Raw genomic sequence first — 14,408 nt, 5'->3', positions numbered from 1 at the left:
GCTGCATGAGTGAATATGGCTAAATCAGCACTGTTTTCGGTGCGTAAAAATGAGCCCTGCCCGCAGTGCGGGGCCGAACTGGTAATTCGTTCCGGGAAACATGGTCCGTTTCTCGGCTGTTCTCGCTATCCGGAATGCGATTACGTTCGTCCGCTGAAAAGTCAGGCGGACGGACATATCGTTAAAATTCTGGAGGGGCAACTGTGTCCTGAGTGTGGCGCCGTACTGGTGCTGCGTCAGGGGCGCTTTGGCATGTTCATCGGATGCAGTCAGTATCCGCAATGTGAACATACAGTGGTTATTGATAAACCGGATGAAACGGCGATTGCCTGTCCAGCCTGCCAGCAAGGACATTTGGTCCAGCGCCGTTCTCGTTACGGAAAAATCTTTCATTCCTGCGATCGCTACCCGGAATGTCAGTTCGTCATTAACTTCACACCGGTTGCGGGGGAATGCCCCGAGTGCCATTATCCGCTACTCATCGAAAAGAAAACCGCGCAGGGCGTGAAGCGCTTTTGCGCCAGTAAACAATGTGGAAAGCCGGTTCCGGTGGAATAAACAAGTGAATAATAACCTGCCAACAGGATCTATCGCCGCGGCGGTAGATCTCCTGAATAAAGAAAATGTCATCGCTTATCCAACAGAAGCCGTTTTCGGCGTCGGCTGCGATCCCGATAGTGAAACAGCCGTTACGCGCCTGTTGGCGTTAAAACAACGGCCCGTCGATAAGGGACTCATTTTGATTGCCGCCAGCTTTGAGCAGTTAAAACCTTATATTGATGACAGCATACTTACCGCCGCACAGCGTAAAGCAGTATTTGATTGCTGGCCCGGGCCGGTAACGTTTGTTTTTCCTGCGCCCGCGACAACGCCGCGGTGGCTCACGGGACGTTTTGATTCCCTGGCCGTTCGTGTTACCAATCACCCGCTGGTGGTCGCGCTATGCAATGCGTATGGCAAACCGCTGGTTTCCACCAGCGCCAATCTGAGCGGATTACCGCCATGTCGTACCGTTGAAGAGGTGCGTGCGCAATTTGGCGATGATTTTCCGGTGGTTGAAGGCGCAACGGGTGGGCGTCTAAATCCTTCAGAAATTCGCGATGCTCTGACGGGCGAACTGTTTCGACAGGGGTAATATGATGGAAACCTATGCTGTTTTTGGAAATCCGATTGCGCACAGCAAATCGCCATTTATTCATCAGCAATTTGCTCAGCAGCTAGATATTGTTCACCCCTATGGTCGCGTGCTGGCCCCTATTAATAATTTCATTAATACGCTTGATGCCTTTTTCGCGGCAGGGGGAAAAGGCGCAAACATCACAGTACCTTTTAAAGAGGAGGCGTTTGCGCGATCGGATGAGTTAACGGAACGAGCATCGCTGGCGGGAGCAGTCAATACATTAAAGCGGCTGGAAGATGGTCGTTTGCTTGGCGACAATACTGACGGTATCGGTTTATTAAGCGATCTCAAACGTTTAAATTTTATCCGCCCAGGATGGCGTATTTTGCTGATTGGCGCGGGCGGCGCATCCCGGGGCGTGCTGTTACCTCTGCTTTCTTTGGATTGCGCGGTCACTATCACCAACCGTACAGCTTCACGTGCCGAAGCGTTGGCGAAAATCTTTGCTCATACCGGCAGCATTCATGCCATGGATATGGACAAGCTGGATGGTTGTGAGTTTGACCTGATTATTAATGCGACCTCCAGCGGCATACGGGGCGAAATCCCGGCGATACCAGCGTCACTTATTCACCCTTCCCTCTGTTGCTATGACATGTTCTATCAAAAAGGGAATACGCCATTTCTCTCCTGGTGTGTACAACAGGGCGCAAAACGCTACGCAGATGGGCTGGGAATGCTGGTGGGGCAGGCTGCACATGCCGTTTTGCTTTGGCACGGTGTATTACCGCAGGTCGAGCCAGTGATTGAGCTGCTACAGCAGGAATTATTAGCGTGAACCAGGCCATACAATTTCCTGACCGCGAAGAATGGGATACTGCCGCCAGCGCTGTCATCTTTCCCGCCCTGGTTAATGGGATGCAACTCACGTGTGCAATAAAAAAAGATGTACTGGCGTATCGCTTTGGTGGAGAAACAGCGGAGCAATGGCTGGCCATTTTTCGTGAGTATCGCTGGGACCTGGAAGAAGAGGCTGAAGCATTAATCCTGGCCCAGCAGGAAGACGATCACGGTTGGATATGGTTATCCTGAGAAAGATAGTCGTCTTTCCATTTTACATAGTTATTGGCGGAGTACTGCAGGCCCGATCTCTCAGCATCGCTCAGGGGGCGGATCTGTTTTACCGGACTGCCAAGATATAAATAGCCACTTTCCAGCCGTTTGTGCTGCGGCACCAGGCTTCCCGCACCAATCATTACGTCATCTTCTATTATCGCGCCATCCAGAACAATGGAGCCCATACCGACCAGTACGCGGTTACCGATGGTACAGCCGTGCAGCATAACTTTATGGCCAACGGTAACATCTTCGCCAATGATTAATGGGTTGCCGTGTGGATTGGATGGAGACTTGTGGGTTACGTGAAGAACGCTGCCATCCTGAATGTTCGTACGAGCCCCTATCGCAACGTAATTCACATCGCCGCGAATTACCACAAGCGGCCAGATCCCGACATCATCCGCCAGACGGACATCGCCAATAACCACGCTGCTGGTATCGATCATCACGCGCTGACCGATTTCAGGAAAAAGATCCTTATAAGGACGTAATGTGTCAGACATGTCTACCTCATCATAAATGAATAGTCATGAAGACTTTGGTTGCTTTAACGGCGTTGTGCAAGGGGAGATAGCATTAAAAAATCGCCACTTTGCGCAGGAATGGAGCGAAAGGGATGAAAAATCAACAAACAGAAAAAAAGATCCAAAAAACGCTTGTGCAAAAAAATGGGATCCCTATAATGCGCCTCCATCGACACGGCGGATGTGAATCACTTCACACAAACAGCCGGTCGGTTGAAGAGAAAAATCCTGAAATTCAGGGTTGACTCTGAAAGAGGAAAGCGTAATATACGCCACCTCGCAACGGTGAGCGAAAGCCGCGTTGCACTGCTCTTTAACAATTTATCAGACAATCTGTGTGGGCACTCGAAGATACGGATTCTTAACGTCCTCGGACGAAAAATGAATACCAAGTCTCAAGAGTGAACACGTAATTCATTACGAAGTTTAATTCTTTGAGCATCAAACTTTTAAATTGAAGAGTTTGATCATGGCTCAGATTGAACGCTGGCGGCAGGCCTAACACATGCAAGTCGAACGGTAACAGGAAGCAGCTTGCTGCTTCGCTGACGAGTGGCGGACGGGTGAGTAATGTCTGGGAAACTGCCTGATGGAGGGGGATAACTACTGGAAACGGTGGCTAATACCGCATAACGTCGCAAGACCAAAGAGGGGGACCTTCGGGCCTCTTGCCATCAGATGTGCCCAGATGGGATTAGCTTGTTGGTGAGGTAACGGCTCACCAAGGCGACGATCCCTAGCTGGTCTGAGAGGATGACCAGCCACACTGGAACTGAGACACGGTCCAGACTCCTACGGGAGGCAGCAGTGGGGAATATTGCACAATGGGCGCAAGCCTGATGCAGCCATGCCGCGTGTATGAAGAAGGCCTTCGGGTTGTAAAGTACTTTCAGCGGGGAGGAAGGTGTTGTGGTTAATAACCGCAGCAATTGACGTTACCCGCAGAAGAAGCACCGGCTAACTCCGTGCCAGCAGCCGCGGTAATACGGAGGGTGCAAGCGTTAATCGGAATTACTGGGCGTAAAGCGCACGCAGGCGGTCTGTCAAGTCGGATGTGAAATCCCCGGGCTCAACCTGGGAACTGCATTCGAAACTGGCAGGCTTGAGTCTTGTAGAGGGGGGTAGAATTCCAGGTGTAGCGGTGAAATGCGTAGAGATCTGGAGGAATACCGGTGGCGAAGGCGGCCCCCTGGACAAAGACTGACGCTCAGGTGCGAAAGCGTGGGGAGCAAACAGGATTAGATACCCTGGTAGTCCACGCCGTAAACGATGTCTACTTGGAGGTTGTGCCCTTGAGGCGTGGCTTCCGGAGCTAACGCGTTAAGTAGACCGCCTGGGGAGTACGGCCGCAAGGTTAAAACTCAAATGAATTGACGGGGGCCCGCACAAGCGGTGGAGCATGTGGTTTAATTCGATGCAACGCGAAGAACCTTACCTGGTCTTGACATCCACAGAAGAATCCAGAGATGGATTTGTGCCTTCGGGAACTGTGAGACAGGTGCTGCATGGCTGTCGTCAGCTCGTGTTGTGAAATGTTGGGTTAAGTCCCGCAACGAGCGCAACCCTTATCCTTTGTTGCCAGCGATTAGGTCGGGAACTCAAAGGAGACTGCCAGTGATAAACTGGAGGAAGGTGGGGATGACGTCAAGTCATCATGGCCCTTACGACCAGGGCTACACACGTGCTACAATGGCGCATACAAAGAGAAGCGACCTCGCGAGAGCAAGCGGACCTCATAAAGTGCGTCGTAGTCCGGATTGGAGTCTGCAACTCGACTCCATGAAGTCGGAATCGCTAGTAATCGTGGATCAGAATGCCACGGTGAATACGTTCCCGGGCCTTGTACACACCGCCCGTCACACCATGGGAGTGGGTTGCAAAAGAAGTAGGTAGCTTAACCTTCGGGAGGGCGCTTACCACTTTGTGATTCATGACTGGGGTGAAGTCGTAACAAGGTAACCGTAGGGGAACCTGCGGTTGGATCACCTCCTTACCTTAAAGAACTGTTCTTTGCAGTGCTCACACAGATTGTCTGATGAAAAGTAAATAGCAAGGCGTCTTGCGAAGCAGACTGATACGTCCCCTTCGTCTAGAGGCCCAGGACACCGCCCTTTCACGGCGGTAACAGGGGTTCGAATCCCCTAGGGGACGCCACTTGCGCGGTAATGTGTGAAAGGCGTTGCCATCAGTATCTCAAAACTGACTTACGAGTCACGTTTGAGATATTTGCTCTTTAAAAATCTGGATCAAGCTGAAAATTGAAACACAGAACAACGAAAGTTGTTCGTGAGTCTCTCAAATTTTCGCAACACGATGATGAATCGTAAGAAACATCTTCGGGTTGTGAGGTTAAGCGACTAAGCGTACACGGTGGATGCCCTGGCAGTCAGAGGCGATGAAGGGCGTGCTAATCTGCGATAAGCGCCGGTAAGGTGATATGAACCGTTATAACCGGCGATACCCGAATGGGGAAACCCAGTGTGACTCGTCACACTATCATTAACTGAATCCATAGGTTAATGAGGCGAACCGGGGGAACTGAAACATCTAAGTACCCCGAGGAAAAGAAATCAACCGAGATTCCCCCAGTAGCGGCGAGCGAACGGGGAGGAGCCCAGAGCCTGAATCAGCATGTGTGTTAGTGGAAGCGTCTGGAAAGGCGCGCGATACAGGGTGACAGCCCCGTACACAAAAGCGCATGTGCTGTGAGCTCGATGAGTAGGGCGGGACACGTGGTATCCTGTCTGAATATGGGGGGACCATCCTCCAAGGCTAAATACTCCTGACTGACCGATAGTGAACCAGTACCGTGAGGGAAAGGCGAAAAGAACCCCGGCGAGGGGAGTGAAAAAGAACCTGAAACCGTGTACGTACAAGCAGTGGGAGCACAGGTTTACCTGTGTGACTGCGTACCTTTTGTATAATGGGTCAGCGACTTATATTCTGTAGCAAGGTTAACCGAATAGGGGAGCCGGAGGGAAACCGAGTCTTAATTGGGCGTTAAGTTGCAGGGTATAGACCCGAAACCCGGTGATCTAGCCATGGGCAGGTTGAAGGTTGGGTAACACTAACTGGAGGACCGAACCGACTAATGTTGAAAAATTAGCGGATGACCTGTGGCTGGGGGTGAAAGGCCAATCAAACCGGGAGATAGCTGGTTCTCCCCGAAAGCTATTTAGGTAGCGCCTCGTGAATTCATCTCCGGGGGTAGAGCACTGTTTCGGCTAGGGGGCCATCCCGGCTTACCAACCCGATGCAAACTGCGAATACCGGAGAATGTTATCACGGGAGACACACGGCGGGTGCTAACGTCCGTCGTGAAGAGGGAAACAACCCAGACCGCCAGCTAAGGTCCCAAAGTCATGGTTAAGTGGGAAACGATGTGGGAAGGCCCAGACAGCCAGGATGTTGGCTTAGAAGCAGCCATCATTTAAAGAAAGCGTAATAGCTCACTGGTCGAGTCGGCCTGCGCGGAAGATGTAACGGGGCTAAACCATGCACCGAAGCTGCGGCAGCGACGCTTATGCGTTGTTGGGTAGGGGAGCGTTCTGTAAGCCTGTGAAGGTGGCCTGTGAGGGTTGCTGGAGGTATCAGAAGTGCGAATGCTGACATAAGTAACGATAAAGCGGGTGAAAAGCCCGCTCGCCGGAAGACCAAGGGTTCCTGTCCAACGTTAATCGGGGCAGGGTGAGTCGACCCCTAAGGCGAGGCCGAAAGGCGTAGTCGATGGGAAACGGGTTAATATTCCCGTACTTGGTGTTACTGCGAAGGGGGGACGGAGAAGGCTATGTTGGCCGGGCGACGGTTGTCCCGGTTTAAGCGTGTAGGTGTGTGTTCCAGGTAAATCCGGTTCACTTTAACACTGAGGCGTGATGACGAGGCACTACGGTGCTGAAGTAACAAATGCCCTGCTTCCAGGAAAAGCCTCTAAGCATCAGGTAACATCAAATCGTACCCCAAACCGACACAGGTGGTCAGGTAGAGAATACCAAGGCGCTTGAGAGAACTCGGGTGAAGGAACTAGGCAAAATGGTGCCGTAACTTCGGGAGAAGGCACGCTGACACGTAGGTGAAGTGATTTACTCATGGAGCTGAAGTCAGTCGAAGATACCAGCTGGCTGCAACTGTTTATTAAAAACACAGCACTGTGCAAACACGAAAGTGGACGTATACGGTGTGACGCCTGCCCGGTGCCGGAAGGTTAATTGATGGGGTCAGCGCAAGCGAAGCTCCTGATCGAAGCCCCGGTAAACGGCGGCCGTAACTATAACGGTCCTAAGGTAGCGAAATTCCTTGTCGGGTAAGTTCCGACCTGCACGAATGGCGTAATGATGGCCAGGCTGTCTCCACCCGAGACTCAGTGAAATTGAACTCGCTGTGAAGATGCAGTGTACCCGCGGCAAGACGGAAAGACCCCGTGAACCTTTACTATAGCTTGACACTGAACATTGAGCCTTGATGTGTAGGATAGGTGGGAGGCTTTGAAGCGTGGACGCCAGTCTGCGTGGAGCCGACCTTGAAATACCACCCTTTAATGTTTGATGTTCTAACGTGGACCCGTGATCCGGGTTGCGGACAGTGTCTGGTGGGTAGTTTGACTGGGGCGGTCTCCTCCTAAAGAGTAACGGAGGAGCACGAAGGTTGGCTAATCCTGGTCGGACATCAGGAGGTTAGTGCAATGGCATAAGCCAGCTTGACTGCGAGCGTGACGGCGCGAGCAGGTGCGAAAGCAGGTCATAGTGATCCGGTGGTTCTGAATGGAAGGGCCATCGCTCAACGGATAAAAGGTACTCCGGGGATAACAGGCTGATACCGCCCAAGAGTTCATATCGACGGCGGTGTTTGGCACCTCGATGTCGGCTCATCACATCCTGGGGCTGAAGTAGGTCCCAAGGGTATGGCTGTTCGCCATTTAAAGTGGTACGCGAGCTGGGTTTAGAACGTCGTGAGACAGTTCGGTCCCTATCTGCCGTGGGCGCTGGAGAACTGAGGGGGGCTGCTCCTAGTACGAGAGGACCGGAGTGGACGCATCACTGGTGTTCGGGTTGTCATGCCAATGGCACTGCCCGGTAGCTAAATGCGGAAGAGATAAGTGCTGAAAGCATCTAAGCACGAAACTTGCCCCGAGATGAGTTCTCCCTGAGACTTAGAGTCTCCTGAAGGAACGTTGAAGACGACGACGTTGATAGGCCGGGTGTGTAAGCGCAGCGATGCGTTGAGCTAACCGGTACTAATGAACCGTGAGGCTTAACCTTACAACGCCGAAGATGTTTTGGCGGATGAGAGAAGATTTTCAGCACTGATTCAGAGTTGAGTACGCAATACTTTGCGCAGCAGCAAGGCGGCAAGCGAAGGAAAGGAAGGAGCATACAGAAGTATGTGACTGAGTTTACGAGCGCAGGCAACGCCGCTGATGCGATAAAGAATTGCGTACAGAGCACAAAGAATTTGCCTGGCGGCAGTAGCGCGGTGGTCCCACCTGACCCCATGCCGAACTCAGAAGTGAAACGCCGTAGCGCCGATGGTAGTGTGGGGTCTCCCCATGCGAGAGTAGGGAACTGCCAGGCATCAAATTTAGTGTGCTGATATGGCTCAGTTGGTAGAGCGCACCCTTGGTAAGGGTGAGGTCCCCAGTTCGACTCTGGGTATCAGCACCACTTAATACGGTTAAAGTTCGGTATTTGAAAAAGAATTTGTCTGGCGGCAGTAGCGCGGTGGTCCCACCTGACCCCATGCCGAACTCAGAAGTGAAACGCCGTAGCGCCGATGGTAGTGTGGGGTCTCCCCATGCGAGAGTAGGGAACTGCCAGACATCAAATAAAACAAAAGGCTCAGTCGAAAGACTGGGCCTTTTGTTTTATCTGTTGTTTGTCGGTGAGTAGTCTCCTGAGGAGGACAAATCCGCCGGGAGCGGATTTGAACGTTGCGCAGCAACGGCCCGTAGGGTGGCGGGCAGGACGCCCGCCATAAACTGCCAGACATCAAATAAAGCAAAGGGCCCAATCGAAAGACTGGGCCTTTTTGCATTTATCTCTCTATGGAAAAAGTTATCGGATAATGACGCCGACGCGTTTTAAACATCTTCGTAGAGTGGATAAAAACCGTTTTAGTCAACGTGATTTCCCGCCATATATCCGCCTGAACCATCGAATGTGAACCGTGCTGAAATAGATGTACAAACGGCTTTTACTTACGCCTCTAATAAGCAATAGAGATATTCGCTGAGGACTAAAAATCTGGCCCATTAGGCTATTTTATTTGCCAGTTTGGCCTAGGGACAGTGCTCAAAATCCTCATGTATTACGTGTATGTTCCGGTTTATATCCAGACTGTCTGTAATAATTACGCCTAATGATCACGCTCTAAGTCTTACTGTATAAAGCCTGTTTGTAATGCGGCTTACGATGCTATCAAGCTATAATTTTGTCTGCATCGGACAAGGAATAGAATAAATACCATCGGGATGGGCGAGTAAGAAAAGGGAGCGTTTTATCGTGTTAACTTTCGGGGGATAGACTGAACAGATTACGTCGCTGAGTATCCTTACGACCTTTATATTATTACTGAAAGCGCGGCATTGCCGCGCCTGCATGTATCATTTAGAAAGCGCAATGATACCCATCGTCAACCCTGCTACCGCCGCAGCGCCGCCAGCGATAGCGCCTGCTGTCTCCCAGTTATCCTGCGTTGTACCTTTCATACATGTATTGGTATGAACCAGCCGCCCTTGATCGTCATAAACCGGTACGCAGGGAGAATCATGTGCACAACCTGCCAATAAGGTGGTAAGCAATGCAACTGGAATTAGTCTTTTCATGGTGTTACCTCATTAATCAGCGTTTCGCGAAGTACAGCAACGTAAATGCTGGCTCTAACCGCTGCGAAAACGAGAGTTATTTTACCACCACAGAAAAAATGGCCGACATGAGGAATCATCTCAATTCATGTGAATTGTAAAAACTATGGAGAATGCAGAGGTAAGCGGAGAGGGGGGAATAGCGGAGATAAAGACGTACCGTTTAAAAAGGCGTCCGAAGACGCCTCTGTTTACCGGTTAATCATGATGGCGATTAAATCGGCGTTTTACAACAACGAAGAATACTGGCACGAAGAAGATAGCTAATAAGGTTGCGGTTAACATTCCCCCCATAACCCCTGTGCCTACTGCGTTCTGTGCCCCACTACCTGCGCCACGACTGACAACTAACGGCATTACCCCGAGAATAAAGGCCAGCGAGGTCATTAGAATAGGACGTAAACGCATACGGGATGCTTCCAGCGTCGCTTCAATCAATCCACGTCCTTCTTTTTCCATGAGATCTTTGGCGAACTCGACAATCAGGATGGCGTTTTTAGCAGAAAGGCCAATAGTGGTTAACAAGCCAACCTGGAAGTAAACGTCATTGTTCAGACCGCGCAATGACGCTGCAAGCAGAGCGCCAACCACGCCGAGCGGTACGACCAGCATTACCGAGAACGGAATTGACCAGCTTTCATACAGAGCGGCAAGGCAGAGGAAAACGACAATGAGTGAGATTGCGTACAGCGCCGGCGCCTGGTTACCTGACAACCGTTCCTGATACGACATACCTGTCCAGTCATAGCCAATACCGTTTGGCAGCTGTGAAGCCAGGTTTTCCATTAACGACATGGCTTCACCGGTACTTCGTCCGGGCGCTGCTTCACCGAGCAGTTCCATTGACGGCATCCCGTTATAGCGTTCCAGGCGTGGCGAACCATAAATCCACCGTGCTGAGCTAAAGGTAGAGAAGGGCACCATCTCGCCATTGGCGCTGCGTACATAAAGATTGTTGATATCTCCCGGCAGCATACGGAACTGAGCGTCAGCCTGAACGTATACTTTTTTCACTCGTCCGCGATCGATAAAGTCGTTAACGTAATAGCCGCCCAACGCCGCGGAGATGGTTTCGTTGATATCAGACAGCGAAACACCGAGCGCCTGCGCTTTTTCTTGATCGACATCCAGCTTGAACTGTGGCGTGTCTTCCAGCCCGTTCGGGCGTACGCGCACTAATAGGTCAGGATGCTTCGCGACCATACCCAGGAGTTGATTACGCGCTTTTGTTAACGCATCGTGACCGAGTCCTCCCTGCTCAATCAGTTCAAAGTCGAAACCTGTCGCGGTACCTAACTCGACAATTGCTGGCATGTTGAAGGGGAACACCAACCCGTCGCGAATCTGGCTGAAGGCGCGTGTCGCTCTGGCGATAACGGCTTCGACGCTATTTTCTTCACCGTTACGCTCTTCCCAGGGTTTAAGGCTGACAAATGCCATCCCTGAGTTTTGTCCCTGACCGCTAAAGCTAAAGCCGTTTACGGTAAACACGCTTTCGACGTTCGCTTTTTCATTATTCAGGTAGTAATGAGTGACTTGATCCAGCACTTTCTGCGTACGTTCTTGCGTAGCGCCAGAGGGGAGCTGAATCATGGTCAGGAATACCCCCTGATCTTCTTCCGGCAGGAAGGAGGTCGGGAGGCGTAAAAACAGAACCGCCATTCCGACTACAATAAGTAGATAGATAATGAGATAGCGACCCGTATTACGCACGATGCCGCTTACGCTGTTAGTATAGTGGTTAACGCTGTGGTCAAACCTGGTATTGAACCAGCCAAAGAAGCCGCTTTTTTTCTCGTGATGTTCAGCAGATACGGGTTTAAGCAGCGTAGCGCACAGCGCTGGCGTCAGAATCAACGCAACCAGAACGGATAGCGCCATTGCTGAAACAATAGTAATAGAGAACTGGCGATAAATTGCCCCGGTCGAGCCGCCAAAAAAGGCCATCGGGATAAATACCGCAGACAGTACCATCGCGATACCAACCAGCGCTCCCTGAATCTGCGACATGGATTTTTCCGTCGCCTCTCGGGGAGGAAGGTTATCCTCCATCATTACACGTTCAACGTTTTCTACGACCACTATCGCATCGTCAACCAACAGCCCTATCGCCAGTACCATGCCGAACATCGTCAGGGTATTGATGGAATAGCCAAAGGCGGCGAGTACCGCAAAAGTGCCTAGCAACACGACAGGAACAGCGATGGTAGGAATCAGGGTTGCCCGGATATTCTGTAAGAACAGATACATTACCAGGAACACCAGAATAATCGCTTCAAACAGCGTTTTTACCACTTCGTGGATAGATATTTTTACGAAGGGCGTTGTGTCATAAGGATAAACCACCTTCATTCCCTGGGGGAAGAAAGGCTGCAGCTCCGCCAGTTTCGCTTTGATTGCGGTTGCGGTATCCAGCGCGTTAGCGCCGGTCGCCAGTTTAATACCGAGACCGGAGGCCGGTTTACCGTTAATGCGCGCTACAACGTTATAGTTTTCACCGCCAAGCTCAATACGCGCGACATCTTTGAGATGGACGACAGAGCCGTCGGTATTGACGCGCAACGTAACTTTGCCGAACTCTTCCGGATCTTTCAGACGCGTTTGGGCGATGATTGAGGCGTTAAGCTGCTGGCCCGGTAATGCTGGCGTGCCGCCCAGTTGGCCTGCCGCAATCTGGTCGTTCTGTACTTTTAACTGGTTGATGACGTCAACTGGCGTGAGCTGGTATTTATTTAGCAGATTCGCATCCAGCCAGATACGCATGGCGTACTGTGCGCCAAATAGCTGAACGTCGCCCACACCATTCAGACGGCTGATAGAATCCTTAATGTTAGAGGCGACATAGTCAGAGATGTCGTCCTGGGTAGTGTTCGGATTATCTGAGACGAACCCGGCGACCATCAAAAAGCTGCTGCTGGATTTTTCAACGCTAATCCCCTGCTGCTGGACTTCTTGCGGCAGTAAAGGCGTGGCGAGCTGCAATTTATTTTGCACCTGAACCTGCGCGATATCCGGATCGGTTCCGGACTGGAAGGTCAGGGTGATGGTCACGCTACCAGCAGAGTCGCTGGTAGAGGACATATACATCAGGTTATCGATACCGTTCATATTTTGTTCGATAACCTGAGTAACCGTATCCTGTACCGTCTGCGCATCCGCGCCAGGATAGGTTGCAGAAATAGAAACCGCTGGCGGCGCAATGGTTGGATACTGCGCAACGGGAAGTTGCATTATTGCCAGTGCGCCAGCCATCATCAGGATAATGGCCAGAACCCAGGCGAAAATAGGACGTCTAATAAAAAAGTTTGCCATGTACGGTTACCTTATTGCGCCGTTTTCGCTGCAGGAGCATCGGTAGTGGCTTTCACCTGGACGCCCGGTCGCGCTTTTTGTAAGCCGCTGACGATGACCTTATCGCCCGGTTTTAACCCTTCGCTGATGAGCCATTTATCGCCAATAGCCTGCGCCGCCACGACATTGCGGGCTTCGACCTGGCTTTTATCGTTAACCACCATCACCATTGCGTCGCCGCGCGGCGTGCGGGTTACGCCCTGCTGGGGGACAAGGATGGCATTGGGCTGGACGCCTTCATCAATGCGGGCGCGAACAAACATACCGGGAAGCAGACTGTGTTGCGGGTTAGGGAACACCGCCCTGAGCGTGATAGAGCCGGTGCTTTCATCTACGGTAACGTCGGAAAATTGCAGCGTGCCTTTAATCGGGTAGACCTGACCATTTTCCATTACCAGTTGAACCGTGCTACTGGCGCTGTCTTTATGCAGGTTACCTTGTTCGACGGATTGCTTGAGTCGCATAAAGTCGTTGCTTGATTGCGTCACGTCGACATAAATCGGATCGAGTTGTTGCACGGTAGCCAGTTCAGTTGACTGACCATTAGTCACCAGCGCGCCTTCAGTCACATTAGATTTTCCTATACGCCCGCTGATGGGTGAGGTGACTTTGGTATACGCAAGGTTAATGCGCTTTCAACAGCGGCTTTTGCCGCCACAACGGCGGCATCGGCCTGGCGGGCGTCGGCAATCGCCTGATCATATTCCTGTTGGCTGATATATTTTGTGCCGACCAGTGGAACATAGCGTTTGACCGTCAGGTGCGCGATAGCCGCAGCCGCTTCGCTTTTAGCAAGTTCGCCTTTAGCGCTGTCATAATCAGCCTGATAAGTGGCAGGATCGATCTGATAGAGCGACTGCCCGGCCTCTACATCGCTACCTTCGGTGAAGTTTCTTTTAAGCACGATCCCGCTCACCTGGGGGCGAACCTCCGCAATGCGAAATGCGGACGTACGTCCGGGAAGTTCGGTCGTTACGGCTAGCGGCGCTGTTTCGACCACATGGACGGTGACTTGCGGCTCGCCGGCATGAGCCTGGGTATCTCCCTGGTCATTACAACCGGCCAGCAGCGCAGCAGAGAATATGATGAATGAGGGCAGGAGTGAAAACCTGGCATGTTTCGTCATTACTGTTCCTTAAAAAACCGAAAGCTCGTTATTCACCGGATAACGGTAAGGCGTTAACGCGCGAAAAATAGAATAGCAGTGGGGTATCCTACAAATTATTAGCTTGTGATGTAAGCAATACTTATTTTGGGATGGGGTTCACGGCACATAAAAGCAAAAAAAAAGAACTATTCCCTGTTGTTTCATAATGTCCCGATTAGTAAAATCATGATGTTGAATAACATAAATAGAAATATATATTTTATATGAATGTGTTTTATTAATTTATTTGTTTTTATTATTGATTTGGCGATATTGTGCGAAATAAAAATA

Annotated in this window: 8 protein-coding genes, 2 tRNA genes, 4 rRNA genes and 1 pseudogene; 11 read left to right on the top strand and 4 right to left on the bottom strand. The window is 51.2% G+C overall.

The window, feature by feature from the left end; genetic code table 11:
• The first annotated feature begins 15 nt into the window (after nucleotides 1-15).
• Genes N7E69_RS06100 through N7E69_RS06085 form a run of 4 tightly spaced genes read left to right on the top strand, consistent with a single transcriptional unit; the run spans nucleotide 16 to nucleotide 2,212 of the window.
• A complete protein-coding gene (locus N7E69_RS06100; protein WP_001129708.1) occupies nucleotides 16-558 on the top strand; it encodes a type I DNA topoisomerase in 543 nt (180 codons plus the stop codon).
• A gap of 4 nt (nucleotides 559-562) precedes the next feature.
• The gene (gene tsaC / locus N7E69_RS06095) at nucleotides 563-1,135 is read left to right on the top strand and encodes an L-threonylcarbamoyladenylate synthase type 1 TsaC (protein WP_001063613.1); all 573 of its coding nucleotides are present in this window, start codon (nucleotides 563-565) and stop codon (nucleotides 1,133-1,135) included.
• 4 nt (nucleotides 1,136-1,139) lie between these two features.
• A complete protein-coding gene (gene aroE / locus N7E69_RS06090; RefSeq protein ID WP_000451200.1) occupies nucleotides 1,140-1,958 on the top strand; it encodes a shikimate dehydrogenase in 819 nt (272 codons plus the stop codon).
• Nucleotides 1,955-2,212, top strand: a complete 258-nt coding sequence (locus N7E69_RS06085) for a DUF1488 domain-containing protein (RefSeq protein WP_001070575.1) — start codon at nucleotides 1,955-1,957, stop codon at nucleotides 2,210-2,212. The genes aroE and N7E69_RS06085 overlap by 4 nt, the downstream gene beginning before the upstream one ends.
• Here the strand turns inward: N7E69_RS06085 and N7E69_RS06080 are convergent.
• On the bottom strand, nucleotides 2,188-2,742 hold the full coding sequence (locus N7E69_RS06080) for a gamma carbonic anhydrase family protein (RefSeq protein WP_001285635.1): 555 nt from the start codon (nucleotides 2,740-2,742) through the stop codon (nucleotides 2,188-2,190). The two genes, N7E69_RS06085 and N7E69_RS06080, sit on opposite strands and share 25 nt — an antisense overlap.
• 113 nt (nucleotides 2,743-2,855) lie before the next feature.
• On the opposite strand from N7E69_RS06080, the gene N7E69_RS06075 reads away from it, so the two are divergent.
• The 7 genes from N7E69_RS06075 (at nucleotide 2,856) to rrf (N7E69_RS06045) (ending at nucleotide 8,575) form a co-directional block, all read left to right on the top strand.
• The gene (locus N7E69_RS06075) at nucleotides 2,856-3,008 is read left to right on the top strand and encodes a hypothetical protein (RefSeq protein ID WP_000795911.1); all 153 of its coding nucleotides are present in this window, start codon (nucleotides 2,856-2,858) and stop codon (nucleotides 3,006-3,008) included.
• A 206-nt stretch (nucleotides 3,009-3,214) separates the two neighbouring features.
• Nucleotides 3,215-4,756 (top strand): 16S ribosomal RNA (locus tag N7E69_RS06070).
• An 85-nt stretch (nucleotides 4,757-4,841) separates the two neighbouring features.
• Nucleotides 4,842-4,917 (top strand) — tRNA-Glu (locus tag N7E69_RS06065).
• Between the two features lie 193 nt (nucleotides 4,918-5,110).
• Nucleotides 5,111-8,018, top strand: a 23S ribosomal RNA gene (locus N7E69_RS06060).
• Between the two features lie 196 nt (nucleotides 8,019-8,214).
• Nucleotides 8,215-8,330 (top strand): 5S ribosomal RNA (gene rrf / locus N7E69_RS06055).
• Between the two features lie 14 nt (nucleotides 8,331-8,344).
• Nucleotides 8,345-8,420, top strand: a tRNA-Thr gene (locus tag N7E69_RS06050).
• A 39-nt stretch (nucleotides 8,421-8,459) separates the two neighbouring features.
• Nucleotides 8,460-8,575 (top strand): 5S ribosomal RNA (rrf, locus tag N7E69_RS06045).
• Together the 16S, 23S and 5S rRNA genes with 2 tRNA genes alongside form the textbook arrangement of a ribosomal RNA operon.
• Before the next feature lie 783 nt (nucleotides 8,576-9,358).
• On the opposite strand, the gene N7E69_RS06040 is transcribed toward rrf (N7E69_RS06045), so the two are convergent.
• The 3 genes and pseudogenes from N7E69_RS06040 to N7E69_RS06030 form a co-directional block, all read right to left on the bottom strand.
• Nucleotides 9,359-9,580, bottom strand: a complete 222-nt coding sequence (locus N7E69_RS06040; RefSeq protein ID WP_000825645.1) for a membrane protein — start codon at nucleotides 9,578-9,580, stop codon at nucleotides 9,359-9,361.
• Nucleotides 9,581-9,817: 237 nt separating this feature from the next.
• Entirely contained in the window at nucleotides 9,818-12,931 is a 3,114-nt protein-coding gene (locus N7E69_RS06035) for an efflux RND transporter permease subunit (protein ID WP_039507786.1), read from the bottom strand.
• Between the two features lie 11 nt (nucleotides 12,932-12,942).
• Nucleotides 12,943-14,096: pseudogene (locus N7E69_RS06030) on the bottom strand (efflux RND transporter periplasmic adaptor subunit).
• Nucleotides 14,097-14,408: the final 312 nt, after the last annotated feature.

The organism is Salmonella sp. 3C (assembly GCF_025426275.1).
GTDB lineage: Bacteria > Pseudomonadota > Gammaproteobacteria > Enterobacterales > Enterobacteriaceae > Salmonella > Salmonella enterica.
The sequence above is the reverse complement of the archived record's forward strand: the minus strand, read 5'-3'. Positions and strand labels throughout refer to the sequence as shown.